This is a genomic window from Rhizobium sp. CB3060, assembly GCF_025200735.1.
Lineage (GTDB): Bacteria > Pseudomonadota > Alphaproteobacteria > Rhizobiales > Rhizobiaceae > Rhizobium.
The window spans coordinates 1,912,850-1,929,168 of record NZ_CP104159.1 but is presented as its reverse complement, the minus strand read 5'-3'; the positions used below and the strand labels follow the sequence as shown (position 1 = coordinate 1,929,168).

14 protein-coding genes are annotated in these 16,319 nt (G+C 60.6%); 3 read left to right on the top strand and 11 right to left on the bottom strand.

Annotated features, from left to right (window positions below):
• Positions 1-3 precede the first annotated feature (3 nt).
• Genes N2601_RS28060 through N2601_RS28050 form a run of 3 tightly spaced genes read right to left on the bottom strand, consistent with a single transcriptional unit; the run spans position 4 to position 3,208 of the window.
• Complete coding sequence (locus N2601_RS28060) at positions 4-930, bottom strand: ABC transporter permease (protein ID WP_104827990.1); 927 nt, start codon at positions 928-930, stop codon at positions 4-6.
• Complete coding sequence (locus N2601_RS28055; protein ID WP_104827638.1) at positions 930-2,060, bottom strand: ABC transporter permease; 1,131 nt, start codon at positions 2,058-2,060, stop codon at positions 930-932. Before N2601_RS28055 ends, N2601_RS28060 begins: the two co-directional genes overlap by 1 nt.
• 20 nt (positions 2,061-2,080) lie before the next feature.
• Entirely contained in the window at positions 2,081-3,208 is a 1,128-nt protein-coding gene (locus N2601_RS28050) for a BMP family ABC transporter substrate-binding protein (protein WP_104827637.1), read from the bottom strand.
• A gap of 310 nt (positions 3,209-3,518) precedes the next feature.
• Between N2601_RS28050 and N2601_RS28045 the strand changes: the two genes are divergently transcribed.
• A complete protein-coding gene (locus N2601_RS28045) occupies positions 3,519-4,226 on the top strand; it encodes a GntR family transcriptional regulator (protein ID WP_104827636.1) in 708 nt (235 codons plus the stop codon).
• A 7-nt stretch (positions 4,227-4,233) separates the two neighbouring features.
• On the opposite strand, the gene N2601_RS28040 is transcribed toward N2601_RS28045, so the two are convergent.
• Positions 4,234-4,863, bottom strand: coding sequence for a hypothetical protein (locus N2601_RS28040; protein ID WP_104827635.1), 630 nt, complete (start codon positions 4,861-4,863; stop codon positions 4,234-4,236).
• Positions 4,864-5,299: 436 nt separating this feature from the next.
• Entirely contained in the window at positions 5,300-7,258 is a 1,959-nt protein-coding gene (locus N2601_RS28035) for a mechanosensitive ion channel family protein (RefSeq protein ID WP_245464129.1), read from the bottom strand.
• Between the two features lie 187 nt (positions 7,259-7,445).
• Between N2601_RS28035 and N2601_RS28030 the strand changes: the two genes are divergently transcribed.
• Positions 7,446-7,745 carry a hypothetical protein gene (locus N2601_RS28030; RefSeq protein ID WP_104827634.1) on the top strand — a complete coding sequence of 100 codons (300 nt, stop codon included), beginning with the start codon at positions 7,446-7,448 and terminating at the stop codon, positions 7,743-7,745.
• 127 nt (positions 7,746-7,872) lie between these two features.
• Positions 7,873-9,615 (top strand): hypothetical protein, encoded by a 1,743-nt coding sequence (locus tag N2601_RS28025; protein ID WP_104827633.1) that lies wholly within the window; start codon positions 7,873-7,875, stop codon positions 9,613-9,615.
• A gap of 249 nt (positions 9,616-9,864) precedes the next feature.
• On the opposite strand, the gene N2601_RS28020 is transcribed toward N2601_RS28025, so the two are convergent.
• From N2601_RS28020 to N2601_RS27995, 6 genes are all read right to left on the bottom strand, one after another.
• On the bottom strand, positions 9,865-10,875 hold the full coding sequence (locus N2601_RS28020; protein WP_104827631.1) for an HAD family hydrolase: 1,011 nt from the start codon (positions 10,873-10,875) through the stop codon (positions 9,865-9,867).
• Positions 10,876-10,888: 13 nt separating this feature from the next.
• Entirely contained in the window at positions 10,889-11,854 is a 966-nt protein-coding gene (locus tag N2601_RS28015; protein WP_104827630.1) for a formylglycine-generating enzyme family protein, read from the bottom strand.
• A gap of 84 nt (positions 11,855-11,938) precedes the next feature.
• Positions 11,939-13,276: a BatD family protein gene (locus N2601_RS28010; protein ID WP_104827629.1), complete on the bottom strand. Its 1,338-nt coding sequence runs from the start codon at positions 13,274-13,276 to the stop codon at positions 11,939-11,941.
• Positions 13,273-14,829, bottom strand: coding sequence for a VWA domain-containing protein (locus N2601_RS28005; protein ID WP_104827628.1), 1,557 nt, complete (start codon positions 14,827-14,829; stop codon positions 13,273-13,275). The genes N2601_RS28010 and N2601_RS28005 overlap by 4 nt, the downstream gene beginning before the upstream one ends.
• Positions 14,826-15,815: a vWA domain-containing protein gene (locus tag N2601_RS28000; protein WP_260304417.1), complete on the bottom strand. Its 990-nt coding sequence runs from the start codon at positions 15,813-15,815 to the stop codon at positions 14,826-14,828. The genes N2601_RS28005 and N2601_RS28000 overlap by 4 nt, the downstream gene beginning before the upstream one ends.
• Positions 15,802-16,317 (bottom strand): DUF4381 domain-containing protein, encoded by a 516-nt coding sequence (locus N2601_RS27995; protein ID WP_104827626.1) that lies wholly within the window; start codon positions 16,315-16,317, stop codon positions 15,802-15,804. Before N2601_RS27995 ends, N2601_RS28000 begins: the two co-directional genes overlap by 14 nt.
• Positions 16,318-16,319 lie beyond the last annotated feature (2 nt).

Sequence of the window (16,319 nt, the reverse complement as noted above, 5' to 3'; positions counted from 1 at the left end):
CTCCTATTTGGTGAGCGAGAGTGCACCCGGCGCACCGGCGAGCGAGCGCGTGGGCGACGAGGTAATGATCATGATGACGAGCGTGAGCACGTAAGGGGCGGCATAGAAAAGATAGTAGCCTTCGGTCACTCCGACCGACTGCAACGCCGGGCCGAGCGCCCCAGCGCCGCCGAAGAGCAATGCTGCGAGGAAGCAGCCGATCGGATTCCACCGCGCAAAGATGACGAGCGCCACGGCCATCAAGCCTTGGCCGGAGGAGATGCGTTCGTTCCACGAGCCTGGATAGTAGAGCGAGAGATAGGCGCCGCCGATCGCCGCCAGCGAGCCGCCGACGGCGGTGGCCATCAGGCGCACGCGATCCGGATTGACGCCCATGGCGCGTGCAGCATCCGTGCTATCGCCGACGACACGCAAAATGAGGCCGACACGCGTATTCTTGAACGCCCACCGGAGGGCGAAGGCGAGCATCGCGCCGAGGATGAACAGCACGTTGATGCTCAGCGCCGCTTGGATCTGCGGCAGGCTGGACCAGAATCCTAACGGAATTGCCGGCAGGTGTGGCGCCGCCGGCTGGATGAACGGTTTTCCGAGGAAGAAGGCGAGGCCCAGGCCAAACTGCATCATGGCGATGCCGATCGCGATATCGTTGACCTTCGGCCATTTGCAGATCCAGCCATGCACGGCGCCGAAAATTGCGCCGGTCGCCATTGCAGCGAGTACGCCGAGCCAGGGGGAGCCGCTCATGACGGCGACAGCGTAAGCGGTCATGGCACCGAAGACGAGCGTGCCTTCAAGGCCGAGATTGATGCGGCCCGAACGCTCGGTGATCGTCTCGCCGAGGCTGACGAAGATGAAGGGCGTCGAGACGCGGATCGCGCCGGCGAAGATGGCGAGGGGCACTCCCCAGAGGCCGATTGCGGTGTCGTCCATCATTCGCTCCTTTTCCAGAGGTCGGGATTGAAGATCTTGAAGCGGCCGTAAAAGGTCTCGCAGAAGAGGATGACGATGAAGAGCGTGCCCTGCAGCACCAGCACCGTGGCATCCGGCAGGCCCATGCGGCGCTGGATGAGGCCGCCCGCGGCATTGATGCCGCCAAGCAGGATCGCGACCGGGATAATGGCCAGCGGATTGTGCCGAGCGAGGAAGGCAACGAGAATGCCGGTGTAGCCGTAGCCAGCGGCAAGCGACGCGTTGGCGCTGCCCTGCACGGCTGTGACCTCGATCATGCCGGCAAGCCCGGCGAAACTGCCGGCGATCGCCGTGAAGCCGGCAATCAGCCGGCCGACCGGCAGGCCCTGGATCTGCGCGGCGCGGACATTGCCACCGGCGATGCGGGCCGCAAAGCCGTAGCTCGTCACCTCGATCAATACCCATGAAACGATGCAGGCGACGACGCCAATGACGAGACCCCAATGCACGTCCATGCCCGGGATATGGCCAAGCATGTAGTCTTGCGGCAACGGCTTGGTCGAGGGCTTGTTGAGGCTTGCAGGATCACGCAGCGGCCCTTCGACGAATTGGTTCATCAGGGCGATGGCGATATAGGAAAGCAGCAGCGACGAGATGGTCTCATTGACGCCGCGGTAATGGCGCAGGAAGCCGGCGAGGCCGATCCAGACGCCGCCAACCAGCATGGCAGCGATCGCCATGAGAATGAAGGTCAGGAAGACCGGTGCCGAGCCGACGAGTGGCAGAGCCATCGCCGCGGCGGCTACGCCACCCAGCACGACCGCGCCCTCTCCGCCGATGATGACGAGGCCGAGACGGGCAGGTAGGGCAACGCAGAGTGCCGTCAGGAGAAGGGGTGCGGCACGGCTGAGGCTGTTCTGCACGGAAAACCAACTGCCGAAGCCGCCGGTGTACATGAGTTGGAAGAGCATTGCGGGCGATTTGCCGATCGCCAGGATGAAGAGGGAGAAGAGCGCAAGACCGATCACGATAGCCGCAAGGCCGATGACAATCGGCTCGGCCCGCCGCGCGATCCATTCAAGGGTTGGGCGCAACGAAGCCGGTTTTTCGGAAGCGACTGATATTGCGGGATCGTTGGCCTGGACAGTCATGGCGCTTCTCCCTTTGCGGTTTACGCTGTGGACCCGACGACGCCTTCCACCAGGTAATTCATGCTTTCGAGCTCGATCGCGTCTTCGGCGTAGCTCTTGTCGGCGGTCACGACTATGTTGCCCTTGTTGTCCTTCAGCGGCCCCTTGAAGACCGAGAACCCACCCTTCATCATCTCAGCATGCGTGGCCTCGAAGGCCTTGCGGCCCGCCTCGGAAACGCCTGGGCCGAGTGCGCTCATCTTTACGAAGCCGTCCTTCAGGCCGCCGCGTACGAAGTTGCCGAGCTTTTCGCCTGCCTGCGCCTTCTTGACGAAATTGCTGTAGACGTTGCCCCAGGCCCATTCGGCACCGGTGAGATATTTTTCAGGAGCAAGCGGGCTCTGGTTGGCGTGGTAGCCGCAAATGAAGGCGCCGCGGCCACTGGCCGTCTCGACCACCACTTTGGGGCTGTCGACGTGGCAAGTGATGACGTCGGCGCCCTGATCGATCAGTGCGTTGGTCGCTTCGGCCTCCTTGACCGCGAGCGACCATTCTCCGGTGAAGATCACCTGGCAGGTGATGGTGGGATCCACGGACCGAGCCCCAAGCAGGAAGGCATTGATGTTTTGCAGGACCTGCGGGATCGGCTTGGCGGCAACGAAGCCGATTTTCTTGCTCTTCGTTGCATGGCCAGCTGCGATGCCGTTCAGATACTGACCTTGGAAGATATAGCCGAAATAGGAACCCGTATTGGCCGGATGCTTGCCCTCCTGCCAGAGGCCGCCGCAGTGGCGGAACTGGACATCGGGGTATTTGGCGGCCATGGCCAGCATGTGGGGGTCGAAATAGCCGAAGGAGGTTGGGAAAAGCAGGGTCGCGCCATCGAGATTGATCATCGATTCCATCGTCTTCTGGACGTCGACCGTCTCGGGCACGTTCTCTTCTTCGACAACTGTGATGCCCGGCAGCGCTTTGACGGCGGCTGCGCCCTCGGCATGCGACTGGTTATAGCCATAGTCATCCTTCGGGCCGACATAGATGAAGCCGACGGTGAGGGCTGTCTGCGCAAGGGCCTGGGAGGAGAAAAAGCCGGGTGCTGTGCCGACGAAGAGGGTGGTGGTGGAAGCCTGAAGGAAACGGCGGCGGTTCATGGAAAGGAGTCTGGTCATCGGAATGCTCCCCGTGCGGCGGTTTTGCCGGTTCAACTGATTGCAGAAAAGTGTATGCAATGCCCGTGCCAGATTTTATTGCGTTGATTTTACATAAAAATTTCCGGGGTTGTTTAGGGAAGATGTTAAAGTGTATGCAATTTTAATCTCAATCAGGCCAAAGATTGTGCATAGCCTATAAAATAGCCGTATAATCATATGAGCAATAGCGATTGAGTGCACGCTGGCTTGGATTCGCGCGATATATTATTCAATATAAACAATATAATATTGCCAGTGTTTGACTTTGATCAGCCGGCGCTACATGTGTATGCAACACGCAACAAAACAGAATCGATCCTTGAAACAGGTCAGGCGCAGAGAGATCATCCGGGCAGGAACGACCGTCGAACAGATGGTGCGGGCAATAGCCGACATGATCGTGACCGGGCAGATGCTACCGGGCGAGAAGCTTGACGAAATTTCGCTGGCCGCCCGTTTCGAAGTATCGCGCACGCCGGTGCGCGAGGCGCTGCGCGAACTCGGGGCAATGGGGCTTGTCGAACGCGAGCCGAACCGCAGCGCCCTCGTTACCAATGTGACCGAGACCTATCTGCATTCTATGTTCGAGGCGATGGCGGAGCTTGAGGCAATCTGCGCGCGGCTTGCGGCCGAGCGAATGACAGTCGAAGAACGGCGCATGCTGGAAATCGAGCATCACGCTTCCGCACGCCTTGTGCATCTGGGTGCGGAGGAAGACTATGCCGCCCATAATACCGAGTTTCATACTCGGCTTTATCGCGGCGCGCACAACGAACACATCTACGAACTGGTCACGCAAAGCCGAGCGCGGCTTGCGCCGTTCCGTCGCGCGCAGTTTCGGTTACCCGGCCGGTTGGCGAAATCCTATGACGAGCACGACGTAATCGTAACGGCGATCATGCGAGCGGATGGCGCCGGCGCTGCGCAGGCCGCATATTCCCATGTGGAAATTGTCAGCGACGTTAGCGCGGTCTTTGCCAAAGCAAGTGAAAGCTAGCTATGCGCTAGTGGCATCCTGATTTGTCCTTTTCACATCCAATCCGGTTCATCGTCACGAATACGGGCGGATAGCTGTAGTCATGCTTTTTCTTGTCTGTCGCGGCATCGACTAAGGCGACTGCCACCATTGTTACAAGACCGTTGTTGCTTGCTGCCGCCATGCGGTCATGGGATGTTTCATCGAAAGGCTGAGCGCTTGCATAACCGGTCCTGTAGCCCGGGGCTTGGCAGTGGACGGAAACCGGGCGTGAGGCGTAGCCGTAGTCAGGCACTCTAATTTCTGCGGGAGTCTTCACAGAGGCACGATACCCCTCGCTGTCCAACGCGCAGTCGATGCCTTCCAATTCGGTTCTGGTGGAAAATTGTGCGTCCTTCTTCCGGACATCCTCGTAGGTTCGCACCGTAACAATCTTCTGGCCTTTGAGCGCCGGGATGTCTTGACCGGCAGCGCGCTGTGGTGACAGCACATCGCCGTACTGTACGCCTTTCGCGGTCGGTGTGGCCACAACGCTCATCGCGATAGGCTTTGCAGTTTGGCACCCTGCCAATGCCGCAACAGTGACTACGGAAATGGCGCAAGAACGGATTTTTGTTTTCATCATATAGCCTAAAAATTGGAGGAGGCGGTGGTTCAAGTGACGCGCCTCGCTGGCAAATGGATAAGACTCATATCGTGGCTGACGGCTTCGCTTGTGCCATGCATGGCGGCTATCAACCTCTGATTATCCCGATAAATCAAAAGCACTACCAACCAATAAACAGAATGTGGTGCATTTTGCGCAAAGCAGCGCATTGCGCTCGAGCCGACCTCCGGGCTCGATGTTTGCGGGTTCCGAGAAGGCGGAATGAGGCTATTGATTGGTGCGTAACCACCTAAAAAGCCTGGAAAATTCCAGTTCGCTGTAGTCGCCCGGAGCCCAGGAGCAACAGGATCAGGGTTCCCCAACACAGGACTGCCCAAGACGAGGGCGCCACGTCGTTTTGTGAGTCTCAATCCAGTCATCAGCGTATCGAAAAGACCGCCACGCATGATCCGTAGCCACAGCTCTTCCTAATACGATGACATGGCCGTTACTTCGGGGCCTCGGTGGCCTGCTGCTTGAGCTGGACCGACCGGAGCGCCGCCACCGCTGCGCTGCCCTCGGCTTTTTCTTCGCCGCCGACCTGCACGGTCGGCTGGGCGAACTCGATCCCGTTCGATCGGAACGCATCGCGGATCATCGTATAGGCCCGACGGCGCACGGCGGACTGATGGCCGGGCACGGTACTGAATGCGAAGCTGAGCTCGATCCCGAATTCGCCGATCTGCTCGACGCCTTTCATCTTCACCGGCTCTATGATGAATGGGGCAAGCTCAGGATCTTCTTTCATCTCTGCGCCAATGGCTTTTACCAGCTTTTTCACCATGGCGATGTCGGTGTCGAATGCAACACGCAGCATGAACTTGTCGATCACCCAGTCCCGGCTCATGTTCTGCACCGCACCTAGCGCCCCGAAGGGCACGGTAAAGATCGGCCCGCGGTGATGGCGCAGGCGTACCGAACGAAGGCTGAAGGATTCGACAGTGCCCTTGTAACTGCCGCTCTGGATGTATTCGCCGACGCGGAATGCGTCGTCGAGCATGTAGAAGATGCCGCTGATGACATCCTTCACAAGCGTCTGCGAGCCGAAGCCGAGGGCGACGCCGAAGATACCCGCGCCTGCAATGAGGGGGCCGATCTGAACTCCCAGTTCGGCGAGCACGGTCAGTGCCGTCGCGGCGAGCACGAAGACGGCCAGCGCATTGCGGAAGATCGGAAGCAGCGTGGCGATGCGGTGCTCGCTCGCGGCTTCGCCGCCATGCGCGGAAGGATCGGCGGAGAAAGTCTGCAGCTTGCTGTCGATGAAGGCTTTGGCGATATGCCAAACGAGATCGGCAACGAGAAGAACGACGGCGCTCTTCAGCAGGCCGTACGTAATGGCGCTCAAGGTGGGATCCTGATGCGCCAGCGAATCTGGATTGAGGTGCCACACCATTGCAAGCCATGCGACCGCGATCGCGATGACGACGGCCCGGCTACCCCTGGCAGCGATAACGGCCTTGAGATCTTTCCGGTTGTCTCCCATTGCACGCTCGACGGCGCGCCCGACGAGGCGAAGCAGGGGCGGCAGGATCATGGCAAAGATCCCGAGCCAGGCAAGACCCTTGAAGTTCAGCAGCCAAAGCAGCCAGACGGCAAAGAGGCAGAGCGATAGCGCAAGTTTTCGCGAACGCGACGATGAATTGCGGGTCCAGACGGCTTCCAGGGCGAGCGCGAACAGGAAGATCGAGAAGCAGAAGGAAATCGCCTGGTTGACAGGTGGCGGGACGCCGAGTGGAGGCCCAAGGGTTGCGGTCGCTATTGCAAAGAAAAGCAGGCCTGCGAACGCCTTGATTCGCCGACGCAGGCCTATGTCCGGGGTTGCAAGCGCCACTGCCGCCGAGAGGCAACGATAGGCCACGAAAGCGATGAGATAGGTCAACAGCACGATGCGCACGAGAGGCGGCCAGTCGACCACGAAGAAAACGATCGCCATGGCTGCGGTAAAAACGGCAATCGGCAGGAATTCCGCGGCGACCGGAGACGACGAGGCGCGATGCGACCATTGTCGCCGGAATACGGCTTCGACCGCCGCGCCGAGCAGTACGAGCCCTCCCAGCAGCACGACGATCGGAGCATATCCGTGGTCGATTGCATCGGCCCGCCCTCGGCGCATGGCCGCGGCGATTTCACCGGGAATCGTCGGTATGGCGGCGATAATGCCACCGTACCGCGAGCGCGCTCGCTTGTCCCAGTCGGCAAGCGCAGAAGCATCCTGCTCCGCAGCCGGCCCGGCTGCGGAGCCGGCCTTGCGGCTGTCAAGCCAGGCTTTGACGTCGGGATCTTGCAGCAAGCGGACGAGTTCATCGACCTTGGCATCCGAGGTTTGCTGCTGGGCATGCGCCATGGGTGCGAGGAGAAGCAGGCCGAGAATGAAGACCGTGGCGACGGCAAGATATGCAGGCTTCATGGAATGCTCCTCTGTCGGTCCTCAAATGGAGCATACAAGTTCCCTACAGGGGAGTACGTTACGGTAAACTCGGCGTAACAACTATCGTGCAGGGCATTTACGGTCCTTGTTACGGTAACGTACTTCCTGAAAGTGGGCGCCGGATCATACTCCTGAAAAAGGTGCCGGCGGGAGTCTGAATGGTCTGATGGACAAGGGGAGCGGCAACGAAAGAGCCCCGGTAGGTACACGGGAACGCGGCATGTGGCGGTTGATGTTGAAGCTGCCGTCAATTCGCGGCCGCCTTCAGATTCTTGCCACGAAGCCCTCTTCGCTTGGAAATCTGTTCGAAGCCTATGACGACGCGTGCTCCACGCTGGACCGGCTTCGTAGCGAATCCACCGGCGACCGCTCGCCCATGATCGAAGAGTACACGGGCATCTGCGCGGAAATTGAATCCGAAGTCATACAATATTGTCTCGAACGCGGTTCGAGCGTGCCGAAATAACCCGCGAACTCGCGTCAAAATCAATCACGTTTTGGTTTTGTTAGAGACTTGTATTGCAACCGTTTGTTTTCTGAGCGATAAATTCGTCTGTTCTACTTTAGCTGGACCAATGTGTGCGGGGGCCGCCATGGACGCTGAAGAACACGACACGAGGGCTTGCGAAGTTTCCGAAGCAGACGCCAGAGCCGAGCTCGACAGGCTGCTCTCCGACCCAAGGTTTCATGCGACGGATCGGGCGAAGGCAATTCTCGGATATATTGCCGAGCAGGGATTAAGCGGGCGTGCGGAAGGGGTCAAAGCCTATTCCATAGCAATCGATGTGCTTGGACGCACCAGCAGTTTCGATGCCTCCCTCGATCCTATCGTCCGTATCGAGGTTAGCCGGCTTCGTACTGCGCTCAGCCAGTATTACGAAGCATACGGCTCGCCGCGCGGAATCATGATCGACCTGCCAAAGGGGCGCTATGTCACGATTTTTTCCGCATCATCCTTGCCGGAATATGAGATCGGCGGTGAAGCGGCAGAGGCCGAAACAGCGAGGAGGGAGCTGGAGGAATACATCGGCCCCCTCCAAACTTCGCGTTCGAAACGTTCTCCGGTTGCAGGGTGGCAGGCATGGGCAGCGATTGCGGCAGTCCTTGGCATGGGGACGGCGCTCATGTGGGGAATGTCTGAGATTGCTCCGGCAATCACTGTCCGCCCGGCGGTCTCGGTCGAGATGGTGGCTGCCGACGCCGCATGGAGCGGAGAGGCAAACGCGACGCGTGAGATGCTGCTGACCGCCCTGACCCAGTTTCGGACGCTGACTGTCACCGAGGCTTTGCCCCCGGACAGACTGCAGTTTGCGGCCCACCGTTCTTCCGACGCAAACACCTATCGGATCGAGATGAAGTATTATGGCGATGGGAACGATAGAAGCATCTGGTGGCAGATAGCGAACCTCGCGACCGGCGAAGTGCTTCGGTCCGGGGTCGAAAGGGAGGATACGGCAGGCAAGAGCCCCGCGGCCGTTAGCATGAATCTCGCGGCGTCTCTAGCCCGAAGGTTTGCCTCGAGCGATAGCGTGATCAATAACGCGGAGACCTATGGAAGCGCTGCAGGTTCGCTTGGAAACGCTTGCGTGCTCCGCGCAGAGCGCGCGCTCGAGGACCGAGACTCAGCGGTGATTGCGAGATCGATGAACTGTCTGGAGCGGACAATAGCGAAAAGTCCGGACGATGCAGACGCCGGCGCAACGCTCGCAAGGGCGCTGCTGACAGGAGAAGAGGGTGTGATCGACCAGGCGACGCTCGCCAGATCCTATAAACTCGCAAGCCGCTCCGTATCGCTTGCGCCGCGTTCCGACCGGGCGCAAGTCGCCCTGATGATGACGCAGTTTGCCGCGGGCTGGAACACGGCAGCAATAGACACAGGCAACAGGGCCATGTCCCTCAATCCGAACAATCCGGATGTTGGCGCAACGCTCGCCACGGTTCTTTTTGCCTCCGGCTATTTCGACGCAGGCGTCTCGCTGGCACGGGATGCCGGGCGCAATGTCGACGCCGTGCCAGGCGATGCGGTTATCGTTCTCGCTCTCGACGCCTATCGCAGGTCCGACTGGTCCGAGGCCTCGTTGCTGGCCGAGCAGGTGCATCGCGGCGACTATGTGCTGAAGGTGCTGAGGATCGCCGCACTGGCTCAGCTCGGATCGAGCCAGGCTGCCCCGCGGCTCGCAGCCATGCAGAATCAGGATCCGGATTTCATTCGCCTGTTTCATCAAAGAATGGAGCAGAGACATTATCACCCGTCCATTACTGCAAAGCTCAAGGACGGCCTGACGAAGGCCGGTGCGGACTTCAAAGCCGCCGACCGGCTTGCCAGCGCATCCTAGAGGCGGGGATGTCGGAGAAGGCCGCCTGTCGGCAGTGGCTCTTGCCGCTCCGGTGGCTTCTCACGCCGCCGACCTGGCGCCAGCCATGGCTCCGCGATTGCCGGTTACAGAGCGCTTGGCGTCAACTACAGCAATGGCAGCCTCACCGAGGATATCGTGGAGCACGGCCCGATGGTGGGTGCGGTATTCCACTTCTGACCGGGGGAGGGCAGGCAGGCCCGGCCCCCGGCTTGCCGCCATCAGCCCTGACTATTCGAAAGCGAAGATCTTCTTCCAGTCATTCTTCATGTCAACGACCAGCCAGTTGCGGCGTCCGGCTTCGTCGAGCGCCTTGTCCAGCTTCCCAAACGCGGACTGGCGGTCGTAGGCATATTCGCGATCGCCGTCCGTATGGTGGATCAGCATCGCAAAGCCCGGGCTCTTCGCCGCGGTCGTCCACCGCATCATCTCGTAATCGCCGTCGGAATTGCCTGCAACGAAGATCGGCTTGCGCCCGATGAACTTGTTGATACCGGCAGGCTTGCCAGGGCCATCGTCGATGAAGTCGATTTCCGGTAGACGGTTCAGGACAGGTACGTCGTCGACGATCGCAAATTCGGTGGTGATTGTGCTTCCCACCACCTGTTCCGGCGGGATGCCATAGGCCTTTTCCGTAATCGGCCGCATGAACTCCACGCCGCCGCCGGAGACGATGTAGGTCTTGAAGCCGTTGGCGCGCAGATAGTCGAGCAGTTCGCGCATCGGCAGATACGTCATCTCCGTATACGGCTTGCCCGTCTTCGGATGTTTTGCCGTTGCGAACCAGTCCGTGACGATCGAGGCGAACTGGTCAGTCGTCATTCCGGCATGCGTTGCCATGCCGAGTTCGACGATGCCCTTCTCGCCGCTCTTTGCGATCCCTTTCAGATCGCCGGCAAGGATGGATTTGAACGGTTCCTTCTCCTTCCATTCCGGGTGTTGCGGCGCCAATGTCTTCACCCGGTCCAGCATGAAGCCGAGTTGGACGTAATAGGGCTGTTCGGACCAGAGCGTGCCGTCATTGTCGAAGACTGCGATGCGATCTTCAGGCGCGACGTAGCCTTCGCCGCCATCCGTCACCGTTGCCTTGACAAAGGCCATGATGTGGCTCTTCGCGGCCGTGTCGTTCCATGACGGCAGCGGCTCCTGCGAGAAGGCGGGACTGACGAAGCCCGCCGCCAGCGTAAACACGGCAACAATCAGCGAGGCGAGGATCGTTTCGGTGTTCCGGATCGGTCTCATCGGATATCTCCTGTCACGCGGTCGTTCTTTTCACGCAGCGGAAGCCGACATGGCTTGTGGACGTATCCTCCGGCTCGGCATGGCGGGCGGCCGGGCGATAACGACGGCAATAGTTCGGGGCGCAGAGATGCGAGCCGCCCTTCAGCACCCTCCGCGGGATGCGGATTTGTGGTTGCATGGGGTCGTAGCTCGCATCTGCCGGTCCGCCGTGGGGATTGCTCGGGATGCAGCAGGATTTGGCGGCAGGTTCGGTGTGCCGTGCTGACCAATAATCGGAGGTCCACTCCCACACATTGCCGATCATGTCGTAAAGGCCGTAGCCGTTCGGTGGGAAAGAGCGCACGGGCGAGGTCCGTTCTTTTCCCGCAGGCTTGGTGCTGAGCGTCGGAAATGTTCCCTGCCACGTATTGGCCATCGGGCGACCGTCGGGCATGAGTTCATCCCCCCAGGCGAATTCGGCGTCGTCCAGGCCACCGCGGGCGGCAAGTTCCCACTCCGCCTCGGTCGGCAAATTGAGGCCCGCCCAGTCCGCATAGGCCTTGGCATCGCACCAGGCGATATGGACAACAGGATGGTCCAGCTTTCCACGCAGGTCACTCAGTCCGCCGAGCGGACGGCGCCAGTTCGCGCCGAACTTGAATTTCCACCACTGCGTTATGTCCGGGCCAGCAACATTCTTCGGCTGGAAGAAGACGAGCGATCCTGCCTTCAGCATTTCGGGGCGTGCGCCCGGATAGTCTTTGGGATCGGGAGCCTTCTCGGCGAAAGTCACGTAGCCGGTGGCGTCGACGAATGCCACGAACTTCCGGTTCGTCACCGGCGTTTCCTCGATCCAGAAGCCGTCGACCCTTACCGGATGGGTAGGGGCCTCCTCCGGATAGTGGTTGTCCGATCCCATCGTGAAGGTCCTGCCGGGGATCCAGACCATGCCCTCGGGGCCGCCGTCCGCTGTCCGCTCGTTTTCGAATGCCAAAGCCATCCTTGCCTCCGAAATTGAAAGAACAGCTTTGCCTTCGATGCGGCTGTTCGGAAGTACGTTACGGTAAATGCCCGGCGGCAAATGTTACCACCGGCGTAAATTTACGGAAGTGGGCGAAGCCGCGCCTGGATTGAGCGGTGGCAGGGCACCGCCCCGCAAGCTGCCTGGAGCAGGTTTTGCGATGTGCGACCTGCGAACAGCATCCGCCAACGCCTGCCGGTCGAATGGAGCGCCATCGGTTCCGGAACCGAAGAGGGCTTTTTCTATGGCCTCTATCTGCGATCCCAAGTCGGGATCGGACGAGGCGGTCATCCATGTCGAAATCGAGGAATAGCCGACCACTCGTGTCCAGCGCATCAAAGCCTGATAGACGGCACTCTCTTCATCACCGGCGATTGAGTTCATCAGCCGCTTGAATTCCACGTGTTCCGAGTTTGGGCGCGGGCGACGCCAGGCTCGCATTCCGTTTGAAAACCGTGGCAGGAAGCGCCGACCCGCCCATAGGACGGCAACGCAAAGAGCGCAGCCCGAGGCCAGCGCTGCGGCCGTCAGGGTTCGGGAACGGCTCGGCGCCGTCTCCTGCCGAAGCTCGGGCGCGATGATGTCGGACGATGCCGGAGCATCGATGACGGTGACGGCCACAGTCGGTAACGTGGCGGTCCTGGCCTGATGCGCGTCGACATCGAACCATGGATAGGAAATCGCGGGGATGCGGAAGGTGCCGGCCTTGTCCGCCGTGTAGACGATGGTCTCTATACGCCTGCTTCCCGTCGTATTTCCGCTCACGATGTTATCCGCGATCTGCGGTGGCTTTTGATATTGCCTGAGACCGGCAGCCTCGCCGATGACGACCTGCGGTATCATCATGGCCTGTGTATCCTCGCCGAAGACGGTCACGGTCCGCACGACCGCATCGCCGACCTTGAGCTGTGAGGGATTCCGGTCGAAGGACTGGGTGAGCGCGATCTGGCGGGCGGCGAAGACCGGTGTCCGTTGTCCGGATGCCGAACCGATGACATTGAAGCCGATGGATGGAAGTTGCACCGTTCCCTTGACCCGTCTCCCGTCTTCCGAATAGCCGAGCTCGATCGGCACCGACGGCAGGGTGAACGTTCCCGATACCTCCGGAACGACGGCATAGGTCCTGCGAATTCCGGAATATTGAACGCCATCGATGGTCTGCAGCAGATTTTGCGGGCGCTCGTTCGCGAGCGTGACGACGGCGTTGGGAAGGTCGAACAGCGGGAACTGAGGAGGCGAGGTAAAGAAATCCGGAACGAAGACGTCGACGATGACGTGCACCTGCTGGCCAGGCACGATCTGACCGTCGTCATCGACGCTTGCACGGGCGAAAGGTTCCGCCGCCAAGCAGGAAGTGGCGGCCAACAGAGAGAGGGCAAGGCCCATGGCTGCCGATCTCATGGCGTCTTCTCCCGCGTTTCGAGGGAGAACTTCCGTGCCATGAGATCCGCCGGGCTCACCTGGATATTCTTCATCCACATCTCCGACGTTTGTTCGGCGATGTCGATCCTTCCTTGCTTGCCCTGTTTGCCCTTGTCGTCGAATTGCACCTGATCGGGTTTCTCGTTCGGTTCCCCTTGCTCGTCCTGTTCCTTCTCCTGTTTCGCCTTTAGCAGCGCTTCGGCGATTGCGAGATTCGCCTGCGCGTCCGGCCAGCCCTTTCGCCCATCCAGCGCCCTCTTGTAAGCAGCGACCGCCTCGTCGAACCTTTCCAGGTGAAGCAGCGCGTTTCCCTGATCATACCAGCTCTCCGCAGTGTCGACGGCGGCGAAGGCGTCGACGGCTTCCGCGTATTTGCCGGCGCGATAGAGCGCGGCGCCCTCCCACATCGGATCGAGAAAATGCGCCGATGCCGCTGCATAATCGCTGTGCTCGTAGGCAAGCCGACCCTGCTGGTCTGATGTCAACCACATGTCCGCAAGGCTGCCGGCATCGACCTCGGTGGGCATCACCATTCTCGCAGCAAGAACGATGCCGGCAAGGCGTACGACCCAGCCGCGCCGGAACGACGCCGCGTAGAGAATGACGAGGGGGATGACCGCCCACCATCCCATATCGCGCCAGCGATCGCCTTCCTTAGCCTGCTTCTGTTCGAAATTCGTCCGGATGCGCTGCATTATCCAGCGCACGTCCGTGTCGTCGTCGGTGATCGTCGCGACCTCCGTGCCCGTCTGCGTATGCAGGCGCTTCAGACCCTCGATATCGAGCTTGGCGAAGATGCGTCCGCCGCCCGCATCCGTCTCGAAGCCACCGTCCGGTGTCTTGACGGGACCGCCTGCTGCCGTGCCGACGCCGAGTACGACAATGCTGCTGCCCGCTCCGCGCTTGAAAGCTTCAAATGCTCTCTCCTCGATACCGTCTGTCATGAACAGGATCGTGCCGGTCGTCTCCTCCTTCGAGAGGAGCTCTTCGGCAAGCTGGAGCGGCCTGGTCGAATCCTTGCCGGGGACGGGCATGATGCGCGTCGCCAGGGCATCCGTGTAGGTTTCGGTGAGAGAGGCGTCCTCTGTGAAAGGAAGGACGAGATGCGCCGTTCCCGCATAAGCGACGACAGCCGTCCTCGCACCTTGCCGCTCCGCGATGACATCCCTGATTTTCAGCTTGGTGCGCTCAAGCCGCGAAGGCGTAACGTCGATCGCATTCATCGTCACCGACAGATCGACGGCGATGACGAGTGGCGCCGTATTTTCGACGAACGGTGGAACCTCCCGCTCCCAGGTTGGTCCTGATGTCGCGATCGCTGCCGCCGCCATCGCGGCGGCAAGGAGCCAGGAAGGTCGGAACCGGGAGCCGCCGCTTCCCCTGACGACGAGGCTGTCGAGCAGGTGCGGCGCGATGATCCCTTTCCATCGGTTGCGGGCATCGCCGGAGCGGGAGGACAGCCAGAGCAACGCGACCGGAAGCGCAAGCGCCAGCAGCCACCATGGACGCAGGAAATGGAAGTCCTCTATCATGCCGCCACCTCTCTATGCAGGAGGCTGCGGATGCCGCACAGTCCGTAATAGACCACGATGAGCGCGATCGATGCACCAAGAGGCCAATAGAAGAGTTCTATGCGCGGTTGCCAGGAGAGCGTCTTCTGGTTCACCGGCGTGATCCGATCGAGCACGTCGTAGATGGCGGCGAGCGCAGTTTGATCTTCGCCAAAGAAGTAGCGCCCACCGGTGCCTGTGGCGATCTTTCGAAGCATTTCCGTATCGAGCTTGTCCTCGCCGGTCGCCGCCGGATCACCGATTCCGACGGTATGAACAACGATCCCCTTGGTCTTGGCGATTCCGGCAGCCTTGGCAGGCGGCATCTTGCTGGCGGTGTCGTTGCCGTCGGTCAGCAGTATCAATTCCTTCTCCGGAACGGTCGTCTTTTCGAACATCTTGATCGCCAGCCCTATTGCGTCGCCGAGCGACGTGCGGGGACCTGCGATGCCAGGCACGATCTCGGCGATCATCTTCTGCAAGGTGGCATGGTCCATGGTAAAGGGGACCAGCGGATATGGCGCATCGCCGAAGGCGACGAGGCCGATCCTGTCGCCGGGTCGCTTCGATACGAAATCGGAGACGACCTTCTTAACGGCATCGACGCGTGCCTCAGTGCTTCCGTCCGCGGCGTGGAAATCCTTCGTATCCATCGACTGCGATAGGTCGAGTGCGAGCATGATGTCTCGCTGCGGCTCGACCTTCTCGATCGGCGGCTCGACGAATTGCGGACGCGCGAGGGCGAGCAGCATCAGGCACCAAGCGAGCGTCTCGACGATCAACTGTAGCCAAGTCCGGCGCGGGATGACCGAACCTTCCGTCGGACGGATGCCGGCGGCGTCTGCAACCTGCTCGAAGAAGGGGATGCGAACGGCCTCCAACGTTTGCCGATGCGCTGGAAGAAGCCACCAGACGAACAGCGGCACGGGAAGAAGAAACAGCAGCCATGGATGGTCAAGCTGATACATGATGGTGTCCGATCCAGCTTCGTGCGGCCGGGACCGCTTGGTCGACGACATCCGGCGGCGGCTCTGCATTGCCGTGGTATTCAAGATCGTCGAGCAGTCTTTCCAGGGCGGTACTCGCTTTCTCGTCGCCATGTTCGCTCAGGAAGCGAACCCAGGCCGCGCCGGCGATCTCTGCCACGGCCGGCCGGCCCCAGCCGGCCAGCATGACGCGCTTCAGAAGGGCGGCGAGTTCGCGCAGCCCGTCTCCTCGCGCGACCGGATCGCGGATTTTCTCTTCAATCTCGGCGAGTTGGGCGAGCGCCTCGCGTCGATAGGCGTTTGCGCGATAGGCCTTCAGCCAGCGCAGAAAGACGACCAAGAGAACGACAAGGAGAATTGCCGCCAATACGGCCCATCCCCAGGTCTGCGGCATCCACGAGACCGGCGGTGGCACGGCGATGTCCCTGAGGGATCGCAGGGCGATCTCGGTCATCGGATCGGTCGTCGGAGTGGCTGGTCCCATGG